This window comes from Methanoregula sp. (genome assembly GCA_041645435.1).
Taxonomy (GTDB): domain Archaea; phylum Halobacteriota; class Methanomicrobia; order Methanomicrobiales; family Methanospirillaceae; genus Methanoregula.
Genome location: JBAZQB010000006.1, coordinates 48,489 through 64,871 on the forward strand (window position 1 = coordinate 48,489; position 16,383 = coordinate 64,871).

General features: G+C 55.5%; 17 protein-coding genes. 4 read left to right on the plus strand and 13 right to left on the minus strand.

Annotation, left to right across the window (positions count from 1 at the left end; all coding sequences use genetic code 11):
* Positions 1-71 precede the first annotated feature (71 nt).
* The 4 genes from WC593_12490 to WC593_12505 all read right to left on the minus strand — a co-directional run bounded on the left by WC593_12490 (position 72) and on the right by WC593_12505 (position 4,959).
* Positions 72-2,039, minus strand: a complete 1,968-nt coding sequence (locus WC593_12490; protein MFA4825962.1) for a protein kinase — start codon at positions 2,037-2,039, stop codon at positions 72-74.
* Between the two features lie 6 nt (positions 2,040-2,045).
* On the minus strand, positions 2,046-2,813 hold the full coding sequence (locus tag WC593_12495) for a helix-turn-helix domain-containing protein (GenBank protein ID MFA4825963.1): 768 nt from the start codon (positions 2,811-2,813) through the stop codon (positions 2,046-2,048).
* A gap of 312 nt (positions 2,814-3,125) precedes the next feature.
* Positions 3,126-3,644, minus strand: coding sequence for a protease inhibitor I42 family protein (locus WC593_12500; GenBank protein MFA4825964.1), 519 nt, complete (start codon positions 3,642-3,644; stop codon positions 3,126-3,128).
* Positions 3,645-3,918: 274 nt separating this feature from the next.
* The gene (locus WC593_12505; protein ID MFA4825965.1) at positions 3,919-4,959 is read right to left on the minus strand and encodes a virulence RhuM family protein; all 1,041 of its coding nucleotides are present in this window, start codon (positions 4,957-4,959) and stop codon (positions 3,919-3,921) included.
* 142 nt (positions 4,960-5,101) lie between these two features.
* Between WC593_12505 and WC593_12510 the strand changes: the two genes are divergently transcribed.
* Both WC593_12510 and WC593_12515 read left to right on the plus strand, forming a co-directional pair.
* Positions 5,102-5,446 (plus strand): hypothetical protein, encoded by a 345-nt coding sequence (locus WC593_12510; protein MFA4825966.1) that lies wholly within the window; start codon positions 5,102-5,104, stop codon positions 5,444-5,446.
* 94 nt (positions 5,447-5,540) lie between these two features.
* Positions 5,541-5,981 carry a hypothetical protein gene (locus tag WC593_12515; protein ID MFA4825967.1) on the plus strand — a complete coding sequence of 147 codons (441 nt, stop codon included), beginning with the start codon at positions 5,541-5,543 and terminating at the stop codon, positions 5,979-5,981.
* Between the two features lie 124 nt (positions 5,982-6,105).
* Here the strand turns inward: WC593_12515 and WC593_12520 are convergent, their stop codons facing one another.
* The 9 genes from WC593_12520 to WC593_12560 all read right to left on the minus strand — a co-directional run bounded on the left by WC593_12520 (position 6,106) and on the right by WC593_12560 (position 14,362).
* On the minus strand, positions 6,106-6,651 hold the full coding sequence (locus WC593_12520; GenBank protein MFA4825968.1) for a carboxymuconolactone decarboxylase family protein: 546 nt from the start codon (positions 6,649-6,651) through the stop codon (positions 6,106-6,108).
* Positions 6,651-7,589, minus strand: coding sequence for a methanogenesis marker 7 protein (locus tag WC593_12525; GenBank protein ID MFA4825969.1), 939 nt, complete (start codon positions 7,587-7,589; stop codon positions 6,651-6,653). Before WC593_12525 ends, WC593_12520 begins: the two co-directional genes overlap by 1 nt.
* A complete protein-coding gene (locus WC593_12530) occupies positions 7,586-8,167 on the minus strand; it encodes a methanogenesis marker 17 protein (protein MFA4825970.1) in 582 nt (193 codons plus the stop codon). Before WC593_12530 ends, WC593_12525 begins: the two co-directional genes overlap by 4 nt.
* On the minus strand, positions 8,168-9,406 hold the full coding sequence (locus WC593_12535; protein ID MFA4825971.1) for a methanogenesis marker 15 protein: 1,239 nt from the start codon (positions 9,404-9,406) through the stop codon (positions 8,168-8,170).
* Entirely contained in the window at positions 9,403-9,849 is a 447-nt protein-coding gene (locus tag WC593_12540) for a methanogenesis marker 5 protein (GenBank protein MFA4825972.1), read from the minus strand. Before WC593_12540 ends, WC593_12535 begins: the two co-directional genes overlap by 4 nt.
* A 1-nt stretch (position 9,850) precedes the next feature.
* Positions 9,851-10,309 (minus strand): methanogenesis marker 6 protein, encoded by a 459-nt coding sequence (locus WC593_12545; GenBank protein MFA4825973.1) that lies wholly within the window; start codon positions 10,307-10,309, stop codon positions 9,851-9,853.
* The gene (locus WC593_12550) at positions 10,306-11,835 is read right to left on the minus strand and encodes a methanogenesis marker 3 protein (protein MFA4825974.1); all 1,530 of its coding nucleotides are present in this window, start codon (positions 11,833-11,835) and stop codon (positions 10,306-10,308) included. The genes WC593_12545 and WC593_12550 overlap by 4 nt, the downstream gene beginning before the upstream one ends.
* A gap of 9 nt (positions 11,836-11,844) precedes the next feature.
* Entirely contained in the window at positions 11,845-13,458 is a 1,614-nt protein-coding gene (gene atwA / locus WC593_12555) for a methyl coenzyme M reductase system, component A2 (GenBank protein MFA4825975.1), read from the minus strand.
* 76 nt (positions 13,459-13,534) lie between these two features.
* Positions 13,535-14,362 (minus strand): HAD-IC family P-type ATPase, encoded by an 828-nt coding sequence (locus WC593_12560; GenBank protein MFA4825976.1) that lies wholly within the window; start codon positions 14,360-14,362, stop codon positions 13,535-13,537.
* A 59-nt stretch (positions 14,363-14,421) separates the two neighbouring features.
* Here WC593_12560 and WC593_12565 point away from each other — a divergent pair, with 59 nt between their 5' ends.
* Together WC593_12565 and dapF are read left to right on the plus strand one after the other, a co-directional pair.
* Positions 14,422-15,384 carry a ribose 1,5-bisphosphate isomerase gene (locus tag WC593_12565; protein ID MFA4825977.1) on the plus strand — a complete coding sequence of 321 codons (963 nt, stop codon included), beginning with the start codon at positions 14,422-14,424 and terminating at the stop codon, positions 15,382-15,384.
* A gap of 37 nt (positions 15,385-15,421) precedes the next feature.
* Complete coding sequence (gene dapF, locus WC593_12570) at positions 15,422-16,240, plus strand: diaminopimelate epimerase (protein MFA4825978.1); 819 nt, start codon at positions 15,422-15,424, stop codon at positions 16,238-16,240.
* Positions 16,241-16,383: the final 143 nt, after the last annotated feature.

Here is a 16,383-nt window from a genome sequence, read left to right on the forward strand (position 1 = left end):
AGGGGCTTTTCAGATGTTCTGCCCCTTTTACCGTGAACAGGTCCCGGGATGGATTGTTTTTGTCCATCCGCTCAGGACCTGACTTTTTTCAGGTCATCGAGTAATTGTAATACCGAACCATACCGGTCCTGCGGCTTCCTGGCCATGCATTTTGCGATAATGTCCCGGATCATTGCCGCGTCCTGTCCTTCAAGAACCAGCGGTAAGGGGTCGTCATGCAGGATCGCGTGGGTCACTTCTCCCATACCCCCGCCCCGGAAGGGGACATCTCCTGCCAGCATCTCGTAGAACAGTACTCCCAGCTGGTAGATGTCCGTCCACGGGCCGGGTTCGCCATAGAGGTTCGGGGACAGTTGCTCAGGGGCCGCATATTCTAAGGAAAATCCAATCAGGCCGGACTGTTTGGTTCCCTCCGTTTTGGAGAGCCCCCAGTCCGAGATCTTTGGTGTCCCATCCGGTGCGATCATAATGTTATCGGGCTTGATGTCCCGGTGGACGATTCCCTGTTCATGGGCATAACGGAGCCCCTCGGCGGCTCCTTTGACGATCGTCAGGGCCTTTTCTGTTGCAAGGGGGAACTTAAGGGACGCAAGGGACGAAGCAACATACTCCATCTCGATATAGGGCACCGGGAAGATATTGGCCGCATAGATCTCGACAATGTTTTTGTGATGGAGCCCTTCCCAGACATGGAGCTCTTTGGTAAACTGTGTCCCGGTCACTTCATCGAAGCGGATGGGGATCTTTACGGCGACATCCCGCCCCTCCTTCTCGTCCCATGCCCGGAACACCCGCGACACCCCCCCTTCGGCAACGTATTCTGCTGTCGGGTATTTCTTCTCCAGTGCCGGTGGAAGGTGGGCCGCATAATGGAGCGAGTCCTGTCCTGTTGATGCTGCCGGGGGGACGGTCTTTTTAACGACGGTTACGTTACGCGAGGAAACCCCCGCACCATCCGTTTCATCCGTGGTCTGCCCCCTCCGTTTCCATTTTCTCTCAAACCAGATGCCGGCAACAACAGAAATGACGATAACGACAGGGATTGCCCACCAGTTCTGTATAAGGAAGGGGATAAACGGGTTTGCCGGTCCGGATGGATTCCCGCTGCCCGGGGAAGATGTACCCGGAGAGGCAGCCGGATAACCCAGCTGCTGGGATGAGATGAATTCCGGGGGATGCAATCCCCTCTCTAACGGAGAGGTGTTGACAAGGCTTACACTACTGACCAGCGTATACGAAGCGGGTATGCTGACTAAGGGAGCACGATCGGTGATCTCCGTTGCGGTGTTCAGCCGGGAAACAGAACTCGTTATGGTGTAGGGGGTATCCCATATGCCGTCGTTATTACGGTCAGTGCTCTCAAACCCTTTCCAGAAATTTCCCACCGAACCGGAAAATTCGCTTCCCGAGTAACGGTAGCTCTGCTGACCCGATGACCAGACATTATCAGCAGATTGCGTGTTTACCTGTAGGGGATTATCGAGATAATTCAGGTAAAAGATATTGGAATGCGTGGTGCGATCCGCATTGATACCCACAGAATTATTCACAACCGTATTACCGGAAAAAATGTTACCTAGTGCTGATTTCAGGCTGATACCTGTGTCAAACCCCCTGACAGTAATTGCACTGATCCGGTTATTGCTCGATTGTACAAGGAGCCCATGCGGGGCTGTCCCGGAGATGATTACCCCGTTGAGCGTTATGCCATCCGATGCAAGGGTGATCCCGGCATCGGATGCCCTGGAAGAGACAATCTCCGGCGGGTTGTTCGTGTCCAGGGCACCGAACACAATCGCCCGGTTAATCAGGAGATTCTCGTGATAGGTCCCGCCTGCAAGATAGATACTGTCACCGTTACTTGTGGTATTAATCAGGTCCTGAATCGCACGGGCATCTCCTTTCCCGTCATACGTAAATACGTTTGCCGATGCCGGCAGGATAAAGAGGAACAGGAGGATGAATATTACAATTAACCGGATTCCGCCCGCTGCCGGTAATACACTCCTTCGGAGATCCAGACCTGCCCGAGCTGCCATCCGCCCTCACTCGTTTGCGATGAACAGGAACCGTGCAGCATCTTCACCCATGGCAAGATCGATGACGTCCCCGTTTTTCAGGTTTGTTTTGTGCATCGGTGCGATGAGTTCAGAGTTCAGGTAGGTCCCGCCGGAGCTGCCCCGGTCCTCAATCAGCCACCCGGTTACGGTCTTTGTCACGATAGCATGGGGTTTTGTGATCCTGGTCACCGATACGTACTCTTCGGGAAGGGCAATGTCCCCTTCGCTGAGCTTTGCCGGGTTGTCCTTGTCAATCCTGCCGATGACTGCCCGCTCTTTTTTGAGAAGGTACGTATGACCTGCCCCTTTCCCTGCCATGAGATGGAGTGCCGGATAATCTGAACCGGATTCCCTGAGAACTGCCATTCGCACCGATTCGAGCGTTCCCTGGATCTCACCATATCCCATGGGGATATTGATGCGTGAAAAAACCCCCAGGTTCTTGATCAGCATCTCCATGCTCCCTTCGGCAAGAGAAAACTTCCAGACCGGGTGGATGCCCTTTACCGTCTCCCGGCCAAAACCCGCCTCCTTTTTCACCAGGCCGATATGAACAAGCTGATCGATGTGTTTTTTGGTGTTGGCATAACTGGTATCAATGCGGGACGCGATCTCACTGATCTCTTTTGGCTCTTTCTCGATCACTTTGAGTATTTTTAAGCGTACCGGGTTGGAGAGCACTTCTAGGTATTCTGAAAGCTCCTGCAAAAAAGCAGGATCCGATGAGATAGAAATCGTTTCTTTCTCTGCCATTTTGAAAAACTCCCCGTTTGATAATCGTCGATCACGGTATGGTGAACGTGCGCTTTATCATAATGTCACCCTCCCTGATAAAAATGGTTGGTATTTTTCTGTGAACGGCTGTTTTTCGCCCGGTCCCCGTCTTTCCTGTCGTTTCGTGCTCCTTTTTTCCGGTGACCATGTCCGCGAAATTACCGGCACGCTCCATCATGTGCGGGAGCGCTGGTCATTACTTTAGAGGAAACGATAATGAAATACCGGGCGGAGATCCTGTTCTGTGGAGTGACCTGATTAAAAAAGGAGAGCCGTTTTTTTACGGCTGCTTTAGATCTTAACAACGTTGATGTTCACACTATAGGCCGTCTCGTTACCGGTCACCGGTTCCCAAGATCGAAGGTAGGATGCAGAGAATTTCCGGGCGCCAAGGTCCTTTGCAATGACAATCCAGGTGCGGGTCCCGCCCACGCCGGTCATGCCCGGGGCCGCATCATTCATGCGGTAGTCCGATGACTGGAGTTCAAGGCCGGGTGAGAGGGTTGCATTCCACTGGAATCCGGTGGTCGGGTTTTCTGCAAGCTGGATTGCAAACCGCGTAGTGTGTGCAATGGTCTCAGTTTTACCGTTATCTGCCTCCGTGAAGGTTACCATCCTCTTTCCTCCTGCTGCCATGGTTGTCGTTGTCATGTCCGTGGGTGCCGGCGTTGCAGCCGATACCTGGGTTGGTGTCGGGGGTGAAGCAGCCGGCTGGGTGCACCCGCTGACGAGCAGCACCAGTACCAGCATGATCGAAAGGCCGATGATCCCGGGCAGGTATCGCCCGGTGTGACGTGGTGACGATGTCATGATCACTGATGGTGATCGGATCGGTTTATACATACCTTTGACTTCGAAATTTGTTGCAGTGATGGATGATTTAACGATTCACTTGTGGGAATCCGTTGTATGAATACCTGAAATAAAAGTAGGGTGGGGAAAAATCTCCCACCCGTTTGTTCTTATTGCGTTACTTTGGGCCGTTTCCTCCTGACTCCTGGTAGTGGCTGCGGGGTAGTGGATGTCCGGTTTTATGGGGCCAGATTTGGGAGGGGTGGATGGAGGTGCGGCAAATGGAGAATAATCACGGGTTTTTCCGGTTCTCGCGTTTCTTTTGTTCAATCTTTTTTGAAATCGTCTCAAACTCCGTATCGGAAACAGGAGGATCTTCAGCTAGCTGGCGCTGGGAAAATTTTTCATATTCTTCTAATGCAAGTTGCTGTGCAATTTCCATTGATATTTTCCCGGAATCCTCAAGAATTTCCCGTTCATTGAATGTGAGAAATGCATCCAGTTTCTTTTTCCACTCGATCATGTGGACGGGCTGTTTTCGTTCAGCCTGCATCTCTGCATAATCGAGATACATGGTGATGATGCGGTTGAGCTGCCAGATCTCTTTTTCATCAAGATAATTTTTCGCAACCACAACATCCCCCTTTCTCACCTTGACACCTTTCCAAGTAGTGAGCCCCATATTCGGTTTTGATGCGTTGGCCCGTTCCGCGATGATCTCCGCAGCTGTATGGCCGGTGATTGCCCAATGCAGTTTGTTCTGCACGATCCTGAAAAATTCGAGCGTTGTTTCTGCGTGCGGATCATAATCGATCGCAAGCGTGTAGATATCCTTAATCTTCTGGTAGAACCGCTTCTCGGATGCCCGGATATCCCGGATGCGTTCGAGCAGTTCATCGAAGTAATCCGCACCGATGTTCTTCCCTTCCCTGAGCCGCTCGTCATCAAGTACGAATCCTTTGATGAGGTATTCGCTCAGCCGTTCGGTTGCCCACCTGCGGAACTGCGTGCCTCGGTGGGAACGGACGCGGTAGCCGATGGCGAGGATCATGTCGAGGTTATAGTAAAGAGTACGGTAATTCTTCTCATCAGCTGCAGTTGTTAAGTATTCCTTAACAACTGAATTTCGGTCAAGTTCGTTCTCAGTAAAAATGTTCTTTATATGGATACTGATATTCGGTACGGTCGTCTGGTACAGATCTGCGATGAGTGCCTGCGTGAGCCATACTGTTCCTTCTTCGAGTCGTACCTCAATACGGCTTGTCCCGTTTTCGGACTGGTAAAAGAGGATCCGGGAACGAGTCACCGGTTCCGGAACTGGGTTATCGCTCAATAGTTCACCGCCATCGCTTCCTTAGTCTTAACCGGATGTTTGGCCTTTTATAGTGTATTACCGTGGGGTGAAAATAATCGTGGAATCGTTTTGTTGGGGTTAACAACAGGGTCTGAAACCGAGGGACATAGGTACAGTTATTTTGGCAAGTATGGGGGAATCGGGGGCTGGATTGAGGCGCGTTTGGGGGGCGGGGGAGGTGCTGTCCTATCTCTTCTTAATCGTTTTTTCCTTTGCCATGATCGGGTACATTCTGCTCTGGCTCTCTTTTTGGAAAGGTCCCGTACCGCTCGATGTGTTTTTTTATTTCTTTGCCTTCTCTGCGATTATCGCGTATAACTTCTTCAGACTGGCCCGGGTGTTATTTCCTGAGTGGCGGTTGACGCAGATAGTACTGGGGAAAGTGTTTGTGGGGAATTTTAACCAGACCTTGCCCAAAAATTTCAACCAGACTTTGATTTTATTTTTTCAACCAGACTCTGCTTGAAAAAAAAAATAATCAGACTTCACCCAAAAATTTTCAATCACACTTTGAATTTTGATTTTCAACCACACCTTGCTTAAAAAAAATACATCAGACCATGCTCAAAAAATTTCAATCAACCCCCCAGCCCCTGTTTGAAAATCATTCGCAGATCAACCAGACTCTGCCTGGAAATAAAAAAACGCGGTCCGTTTTTGATTATTTCAACCGGAAGGGAGAAAAACCGCTCATCACCTCCGACGTGAACCCGCTCCGGCATCTGACCCAAACAGTCCATCCGGTCGATCAGCCGGATCAACCAGACCGTGCTCAAAAATTTTCAAACAGGTACGCGATCGCGATTGAAAATCATTTACGGATCAATCAGACTTTGCTTGAAAAATTCCAGCCAGACTTTGATTTTATTTTTTCAACCATACTCTGCCTAAAATTTTCAAATCGGATCTTGATCAAAAAATTTCAACCAGACTTTGATTTTATTTTTTCGACCACACTCTGCCTAAAAATTTTCATTCGGATCTTGATTAAAAAATTTTAACCAGACTTTGATTTTTTTTCAGAGCCTCACCTTTTTTGAAAAAATGACCCTTTGGCTGGAGGGGATTTCCCGGAAACGAATACTGACAATTACCAGAATAAACAAAAAAGTTTTAAATTGGGCACTACTTCCTCTTCTTCACCGGCACCGCTTTCCCCACCGGCTTCTTCTTAGCCGGAACCTTCCCGGCCGCCGCCTTCTTCGCAGCCCCCCGCTCCACACCCTTCGTCTCGCACGGTATGCACTTCTCCAGCTTGTCGTCGATGATCCTATAAGCGTTGGCAAGCACCGACGAGTTCGAGATCATGCCCGACAGGAGAATCACTTCGAGCACTTCCTCGCGGGTGGCCCCCATCCGCATCGCTGCCTGCATGTGATACCCGGTACAGTGCGGGCACTTGAGGGCCGCCCCCACTGCCATGCTGATCAGTTCCACGTACTTGGGATCGAGCGGGCTGGTCTGGGCCACGGTCCCCTTGTAGAGCAGGTGGGAGATGAGCACTTCGGGACGCTCGCCCATCCGCCTGAAGACCAGCGGAACTTTCCCGTATTCCACCTCGATTGCCTTCAGCCACTCGTCCGCCGTGACATCAGCGCCCTGCTTTACGATGAGCGCGAGTTTGTCCTCGAACTGTTCCCTGGTTGATTGTGCTGATACCTTTTTTGCCATCATATCACCGTGTTGGTCTCGGAGAAGGGCAGGACTTTGACAAGGATATAGTCCCGCATCCGCGAGGGCACAATCTCTGCCACATCCCCCAGCGTGATCCCGTCTTCGATCTCCATCCGCCGGAGTTCCGGTGCAAACGTATCGTAGGGCAGTTTCACCCGGAGCCCGGCCATCTGGACCGTGAGCGGGGTGGGGGAGGTCACGTCAAGGATCGCCGGTATCTTCTCCCGGATCAGGTTCATGAGCCGGGCAGGGGATACCGAGAGCGGGTCTTTTGCAATATCTTCGCGTTTCTTCTCCAGCACCCGGGTGATCTCGGCGATGATCTCGTCCAGCTTGTCCAGCTGGTCGGCCTCCTTGGTCCTGCGCATGAACCGCCCGACTCCGCCCACGTATCCTTCGACCGGGGGGTCGACGATCCGTACCAGCGTCCCCTTGTCCGGGCCGCCGCAGACCACGACCGGCACTTCTATCCCCCGCAGGAGAATGGGCATCTTGTGCTCAATGCAGTTCTCGAAGTTACCCATCAGGTAGACGGCGATGTCGTGCTCGTTGATCACGTCCCGCTCCTCGTCATTGAGCCCGGTGATCCTTTTGCCGGGCCCCCGGGCAAGGCTCACCATGTTGCTCTTGGCCCCGATGCGGCGTACGTACTCGGCGATGTCGCAGGACGGGTGGGGGAGGTGATGGATCTCCAGGCTCATGCTGACGATCGCAATCTCGGTTCCGACCAGCGGTGAATCGGTCACTTCACCGAAGATCGGGCGGGAGATCTCCCGGATCAGCTCGATATCGTCCCTGGGCACAAAGCACTGGAGCACCACTTCCTGGGCGAGCACGTGCTTCTGGACCACGTAGCCCCCGAGGTCTTCGATGAGGTCGATCACGATATCGTGCTGGTAGATGCCGCCCTTGTAGGTGACGGGAACCAGCGTCATGGCGTCTCTCCCATCAGGGCAAACTTCGCCTTCACCAGTTCGTCGATATTCTCGGCAAGCGTGTTCTCGCTCGCAACAAACGAGAACTTTCCGTTCTCGAAACGCTCGCTCCGGAGCCGGAAGCCTTCCGGTGCCACGCACCGGAGGGCGTAGATGAGATCCCGGTTTACCGATTCGCCGGGATGACCGATCACGACCTGTTCGAGTTCCCTGGGATCTGCCCTGGCATCGTAGAGGACAACCGTGAACCGGTCCGGCTGCTCGACCTTGTCCTTGCCAAACCGCTCCCAGAATATCTTCAGCATCGACGCGAGGTAGGTCTCGTCCGTGATAACGAGCGTCATCTTGCTGTCCTGCGGGTTGATGTTCGCGATATCCCCCACGCGGACAACCGTCGTGATCGGCTTGAGTACGCCGACGGCAATAAAGACCGGGATCTTCGGGTCGATGTAGACGTGGATCTTCTCGATCACCTTGAGGAGGTTGTGGTCGAGCAGGACGTCGTTGGTGATCTGCTTGTAGTACCCGGCGCCCACCGGCTCGGGGCATTCCACTTCAAAGTACTCAACGGCGAGCATCTAATCGTCCTGTATGAATCCTGATGCAAGGAGTGCAGATCCCACGGCACCGATATACTGCGAGTAGGGCGGCACGACAATCTTTGTCTGGAGGAGTTCACCCATGGCAAAGACGAGGCCTTCGATGAGCGACGTGCCCCCGACCATGATCACCGGCTCCTTGATATCCACTTCCTGCAGCTGCTGCTCGAAGACCTGCTCGGCCACACTGTGACAGGCCGCCGCCGCCACATCCTCGCGGGTGCTGCCGGCTGCAAGGGCATTGACCAGGCTCTGCGTGCCAAAGACGATACAGTAACTGTTCATCGGCACGCGCCCGCCCATGCCCTTCATGGAGAGCGGGCCGAGCTCGGTGATATCGACACCGAGCCGCTTTGCGGTCATCTCAAGGAACCGGCCGCTTGCCCCGGCACAGATCCCGCCCATCGTGAAAACCCCGGGGATACCGTCCATCACCGAGATCGCCTTGTTGTCCATACCGCCGATATCGATCACGGTGGCCGGGCCATGCTGGCGATCCGCGAGATAGACTGCCCCTTTGGAGTTGACCGTCAGTTCTTCCTGAATGAGATCCGCGTTGATATCTTTTCCCACGAGAAACCGGCCGTATCCCGTTGTCCCGACAGCCTGGATCTCCTCGCGGGTAACCCCCGCTTCGGCAAGGGCGTGGGCGATTACGTCCCGGGCACTTTTCAGGACTTCGGTTGTGGGCTGCCAGCCCGTGCCAATGATCTTGTTGTCCCGCATCACGACCGCTTTTGTCGTGGCAGATCCCGAGTCAAGGCCGAGCGTGAGGCCGCTCTGGGTCTCCCGGGCGAGCAGGGCACGGCGCCGGGCAATGGTGGTGAGGGCCTCCATCCGGGTGAGGAGGGTTCCGGCGGTCGTCCGCTCGGTAAACGAGTAACTGACCACCGGGAGCCGGGAGTGCTCGTTGATGTAGCGCCGGAGTTCGTTCCGGACAATGGCCGCTTCTGCACACCGGAAGCAGGTGGCGATGAAGACCGCGTCGGCTTCCACCCGCCCCTCCACGAGCGCAATCGCCCGGGCGATCGCGAGTTTTAAGTCCGGGCTCCTGACATCCAGCCCGAATTTTTCAAAATCGCGGCGGATGTCTTTTAAGGCAACATCCGGGTAGAAGATCTCGCCGCCGACTTCCCGGGCAGCTTCGTCGATCTCGTGCTGGATACCGGAATATTCCGGCCCGCAGGAGAGCTGGGCAATCCGTACCGGCTGCGTCATTTCGCAGCCCCCAGTTCCGTTAAGAACCGCTTGATCGCAGCCACGAATTTCACGCCCTCATCCTCATTCTTCGGGTAGTTCAGTTCGAGCCGGGGCATATCCTTCTGGTGGAGGAGGAACTTGACCAGCTCGTTGGTCCGGGCACATCCCATGCACCCGAACGCGAGATCGGCATCGTTGATGATGATCGCTGCCCCGGCCGCCTCGATCATCGGCCCGTAGAGCGACATCCGGCCCCTCACCCCGGCGGGGACTTCGACTGCCGCCCACTTCAGCCCTTTCTTGGGCTCTTCAGGAGTGATCTGGAGCGGGGGGGATTCAAGTCCTGCCGTCTGGACGCGTTCGCGGATGGCGGTAGCAGACGATAAGGGGGTGTGCCCGAAGCGTGCCACCATATCTGAGAGAATCAGGCTCGTTGCAGGGTAGATGAATACTTTTACCATTTCAGGACTCCTGTGCATCGATCAGTTTTTTGAGCCGGGAGATATCGAGCAACGGGTGTTCCAGCGGATTTGCCGGCGGAGGAACGGCTGTTGCATCTTTTTTGTTGAGTTCTTCAAGCCCGTGCGAGATGTAGGGAATGATCGTCATCTCGTACTCCATGCCGTTATACCCGGGGCGGGCCCCGCCGAGATTTGCCCGGCACCGGCGGGGATCGCCGGGAGGAAAGCCCCGGTCTTTCACAAAGATATGGTCGGGATCGATCTTCCGCAGCCCGGCAATGATCCGGTTGACTTCGTCTTCCCTCCCGTTGATGACAAGACCGAAACAGGTCTCTTTGATCATCGCCCCTTTTGAGATCTCGTAGGCGCGGATCGCAAGGTCAGCCGGTGTGAGATCAAACGATTCTATTACGACGTATTTCGTTACGCTGCCAACATGGACGGGGGTATATGGTGTCACGGCTTCACCTCACGGATATACACGGTCTCTTTCTCCCGCACTTTTTTGAGCTTGTCCGTATCGATCACGCGCCCGATGATATTGGTCCCTTCAAATGGTTCCGAAGTGGGGCCGAATTCTTTGCTGGCCGAGAGGCGAACCCCGACAAGCCCGGTACCTTTCCGGGAATCGTTGGTGATGGCAAGCGCAGCTGCCTCCGCTTCGTCCTTTGGGGTATTTTCCGGGTTGATCTTCAGGCCCGCAGGGATGATCGGCCTGAAGAGTACTACGTCATCGAACTTGAAAAAGACCGGCATCATGCCGGCATCGTGCTGGTGCAGCCCGGTAACCCGGCGGAACACATCGCAGCTGAGAGGTGCAGCCGCATCATCGAGCGCGATATCGATCACCTTCTCCAGCGGTGCCGTTGTCACTTTTACTGCCCGTTCATTGAGCACATCCAGGGTGGTGCCCGGTTCCTGGGACACCACGATCCGCCCGGCCTCCTGTTTATCGGCAGTAAGCGTCACGCCCCGGGCCGCAGCGATCTCCTGTACTTTATTGAACGGAAGGCCCAGCAGGTCGATGCGTGACGGTTCCACGCTGACGGCAAAAACATCGTGTTCTTTGGCGAGTTTTACCAGTTCGATGCCCTGCACCACCTGCCCGACTACGCTGTGCACGAGGCTTGCGGGAACATCTGACCGGTAGATATAGACCCCGCCCGCGGTTTTTCCGGTGGCCCGCACGGTCACGGTCCCCTCCCGGCGGGGGCGGCGGAACTCCCTGGGCACATCCTCGGTTCCTGCCAGCCGCTGGTCGAGGATATGGGTGCTTGTGGCCCGCCCGACCGTATACTTTCCTGCGTGGAGTGCAAGCAGCATATGCTCAACACTGCCGGCCGCTTCGGTAGTGATTTTTTCAGGACTATATCCCTGTGCCATGATCCGGACGCGGGTTACCACCTGCATCCCGTCTTCCAGCACAAGGCTCATGTCCGTTGTGGTGAACGAGCGGCTCGTATCAGCCCAGCTGATGACCGGTTCGATCCTGGTGATCCGGTCCCCGGGGGAAAAGCGGTCGAGCACGGCCCTGCCGCTCACGATCGTTCCTATCACTCCGCCACTCTCATCGGCCCCGTGGTCTGCGGCATGCCGGACCCGGGAGAAGATGAGGTAGGAGCGAGCCGGTTCATACCCCCCGCACCCGAGAATAACGTCCCCGCGATCATAGAGATGGGGTTTGCGCTGCGGGTGGATGCCGGAAGGAAAGGGCCCGAACGCGGTTGCGTACCGGTCCGTCCAGTGGAGCTTGAGCTGTTCGACGATGCCGGGGGATTCCAGAAAAACTGCGGCCTGCCCCTGGACTTCAATCGTGACCTCACCCGCCGTCGTGGTGATCGCAAGGCTGCTGGTTTTGGCCTGTTCTTTAATAGCCGGGCGGATGATCGCCACGCAACAGCCCTTCTCGTGATCGGAAAGGATCGAGGCAAGCGTGCTGCCCTCGCCGGTCTCCAGCCTCTTTCCATCGAGGTGGATGGTGGTCAATCGATCGCCTCACGCGGCTGGCTGGCTCATGACCTTGCGCTCTTCTTCGGTCAGGATCGCAAGCACATCCGCAGTCTTTCCGATCTGCACGATCCTGCCACCCCGCATCAGGGCGAGCCGGTCGCAGATGTCCCGCACGAACTCCATGTCATGCGAGACGACGATAAAAGTCTCGTCCATCTCCTCGCGGGCATGGAGGATCGAATGCTTCACATCGATCTTGGTGATGGGGTCCATAGTCCCGGTCGGCTCGTCGAGGATCACGATACGCGGCTCCCGGATCAGCACCTGTGCCAGTGCTACGCGATGGCGTTCCCCCTCGGAGAGCTGGGCGGGCATCCGGTTGAGGATCTCCTTGCTCTTTTCGTCCGTAAATCCGGCCATCTTGAGCGTGACCAGTGCCTTTCGCATGGCCAGTTCCTTGGGGAACTCAAGGCCGATGGCATCGGTCAGGTTGTCGAGAACAGTGCGGTGCGGGAAGAGGTCATATTCCTGGTGCAGGAGACCGATGTAGGGAGTCGCCCGTCCCCGCTGGTCGATCCCCGGCTTGGTCATATCGATCCATTCTTCACCGATGCGGATGTTTATCTCCCCGCTGGTGGGTTCGATAAGGCCGGCGATAATACCGGAGAGCGTGGTCTTTCCTGCCCCGCTCTTCCCGATAATGCCGAAGATCTCCTTGGTTGAGACATCAAACGTGACGCCGTTGACTGCTTTGACAACTCCCCGGTCAACCGAGATATAGCGCTTCACGAGATCCCGGGCCACCATGACATGTTCGCCCATCTCCGCTGCTTCAAACTGCTCGGTATCGTCACACCCTTTCATGAACTCGGCAATGACCTCTTTGGGCGATCCGAGTTTTGCAATGCTCCCGTCAATGAGAAGGATTGCACGGTTGGCCACATCCTCGATCACCTGCGAGAAGTGGGAGGTGACAACCATACCCATGTTATTGGCCTTTGCCGCCTCGATGAGCATAGCGTGGACGATCTTGGCCGTACCGGGATCGAGCGTGCCGGTCGGTTCATCGGCAAAAAGCATAAACGGGTCTTTTGCGAGCTGGCGGGCGAGCACCACCCGCTGCTTCTCACCCCCGGAAAGGTCACGGGCGATATGCATCATCCGGTGCGAGAGCCGTACCTGGTCGATGAGGTCAGCCGCCCGGTTGATCGCAAGTTCCTGCGGGTAATTGATATCATCGAGTGCATGAAGGACATTTTCAATAACGCGGTCATCGCCGTACAGGGCAAAGGTGCGCTGGAACATGATCGCGGTACGGCGCATCAGCCTGCGCCGCAGCTCCTCATCTTTCTCGTTCCAGAGGTCCACGTTCAGCGCAGAGAGTGTTGCGCCACAGTGGGGGCAGGGTTTGCCCGCTGAGCTCCCCACATCCATGTAGTCACAGCTTCTGCAGGCCGCCACGTGGAAGACAACGGTGCCGCTCGTGGGGGGCTGCTCCACACCGCGCATCAGGTGCATCAGCACGGTCTTACCGGCCCCGCTCCTGCCGATAATCCCGAGAATCTCTCCTTCTGCGATCTCAAAAGAAATATTCCTGAGTATCCTCTGGCCATCGAAATCCATGCAGAGGTTGTCGACCGTGATCAATGGAGCCTTCATAATTCCCTTGTATCTAATGTTGTACTGGTGTCATATTACCTTTTATATGCTGCACCACGGCAGTCACGATCGCAAATTATCCGGCAGTCTTCTGCAATGTGAGCAGTTCCTGCACAATGGGCAGCACAGCGCCGACATCCTTTACAACATAATCTGCGGCAGCATAGAGTTCCTCAGGCCTGTCGCCCGCCTGCTGGATGGTGAGAATGGCAATATCAGCCTTCCGCATGGCACCGAGATCATTGATCCCGTCACCCACCATCAGCACTCGGTCATATTCCTGCTGCAGGTCACTGACAATCTGCGCTTTGACCGTAGGTGTGGCAACACCGTAGACGCGGTCGCGGGGGATGCCGAGATGGTCTGCCATCTTCTCCAGTTTTGTCACCCGGTCTCCTGATGCAATGAACGTCGGGACGCCCATCCGGTGCAGGGCAGTGATCGTCTCTTTTGCCCCGTCAAACGGCCAGCCGCCCGCCGTGATGGCAAACTCGACGGCCCCGAGCGCCATGTTGATGATCGCCCCGCTGTTCAGGGTAACCACCTCTTCTGCCTTGCAGACCGTCCAGACATTGCGGATGCATTCCTGTAAGTCGCCCACCCGTGCCCGCTTATCCGTGTAGAGGATATCGCCGATCTCTTCTGCGGTCGTGATCTTGCGGGTGCAGCTCACCCCAAAGCCCATCTTGTGCCGGACGAGATATTCGGAAAGGAGCGTATCAGCGGGTGTACTGATCATCTCCTTCGAGTGCACGGGCAGCACGACAAGGACACGGTCCGGTGAACTGAAGGTGAGCGTGGTTGTCTCGATACCCGGCAGCAGTTTTTTGTGGCAGATATCCTTTGCCACCCGGTAAGTATTGAGGAGCGTTCCTGCACTGTCAAAGACTACGGCTACGGACATGGGGCACCCGGTAATAAACTTATATGTACTTCACGTTGCCATTGAATCAATGAAGCTTAATGTTTCCTACTGAAACCGCAGAGAAGATAAAATGCATGGAGATCCGCGGTGCGGGCAGGATAGCGCGTGCCGCAGCCGAAGCCCTGAAAAACGAGGCTCTCCGCTCAAAAGCATCGATCACCGCTGCATTTACCGGTGAGATGGAACGGGCCGCCGCACTGCTGGTTGCAACCCGGCCAACGGCGGTCTCACTCCCGAACGCGGTGCATATCGTGATGACCGGTATCGGAGAGGCTAAAACTGCGGACGAAGCGCGGGCAGGAATTGTCCAGCGGGCAGATGCGTTCATCCAGTCATCCCAGCATGCGGTGGAGAAGATCGCAGAGTTCGGCGCCCGGCATATCCGGGATGGCGACACGATCCTTACCCACTGCAACTCCGAAGTTGCGCTCGGATGCATCATCGAAGCGCACCGGAGCGGGAAGGAGATCGAGGTCTTTGCCACCGAAGTGCGCCCGAGAAACCAGGGACTCATCACCATCCGGACCCTCAATGATGCGGGGATTAAAACGAATTTTATCGTCGATTCCGCAGTGCGATCGTTCATCCATGATATCGATCTCGTCATTGTCGGCGCCGATGCGGTGACCGTGAACGGAGCGGTGGTGAACAAGATCGGGACTTCGCAGGTCGCGCACTCGGCCCATGAAGCGCGGGTGAACGTGCTCGTGGCTGCCGAGACGTACAAGTTTGCGCCCCGCACGATCATCGGCGAAATGATCCAGATCGAAGAGAGAGAAGCTGGCGAGGTGCTGCCGGATGAGATTGCGCGGACACTGCCGCATGTGACCGTCCGCAACCCGGCTTTTGATGTCACCCCGGCGGAGTTCATCGATATCATCGTGACCGAGCAGGGTGCAATTCCCCCCCAGATGGCGTACGTGATCATCAAGGAGTATCTTGGCTGGGATATCGGGGAATTCAATAAAGGTTTTGAAATTCATACCGGACATAACGAGTAGCAGCTGATAACCGCACAACGAAGGAGAGCGAAAAACCATGGAGATACCATTCACCAAATTACAGGGCAATGGCAATGATTTTGTACTGATCGACGAATACGAAAAGACGATCATTCCCGATGATATGAAAGCCCGGTTCGCAGCAACCTACTGCGACCGCAGGTTCGGGATCGGTGCCGACGGGGTCCTGTACCTGATGAAAACCGCAACCGGCAGCCTGCGGATGCGGATCCTCCAGCCGGACGAGAGCGAAGCCGAGATGTGCGGCAATGGCATCCGCTGCCTGGCAAAATATGCGTTTGATGCCGGCTATGCCAAAGGTTCCTGCACGGTAGAAACCCTTGCAGGTCCCGTGGGTGTCGAGATGGCATACCGTGATGACACCTTCGTTGCCACCATCAGCATGCCCACGCCGAAATTTAAGCGGCCGGATATCCCGGCAACCGGAGAAGGGGAATACAAGGAACATATCGGTGTTTTCGATGTCTATGCAGCCAACACCGGTGTCCCGCATGCCGTAGTGCTCGTGGATGATGTGGAGAGCGTGAACGTAGAAGCGCTTGCACCCCCCATCCGCCACCATGACTCGTTTACCCGGGGGGCGAACGTAAATTTCGTCCAGAAGACCGGTGAGGACAGCATCCGCATCCGCACGTTCGAGCGCGGGGTTGAAGGCGAGACGCTCTCCTGCGGCACCGGGGCAACGGCTGCTGCGGCAGTTATCCACCACCTCGGGCTGGTGGGAGAAACCGTGAAGGTGGAGACCGAGGGCGGACCGCTGGTCATTTACTTAAAAGACGGCGCAAAGATGGAAGGCCCGGCTGAGACGGTCTTTTCCGGGAAAATTTCCTATTAATTTTTCTCATCCCCAATAAGAGAATCCCTCGCCCGGCACGATAAGGCGCGTCTCTGGCAATTCCTGCGTCTTTTCACCTTGTGCCTGGCAAACAGCAGCCATCTTGTTATCTGGCTTTCTGCGGCCGGTATTATTGACGATGC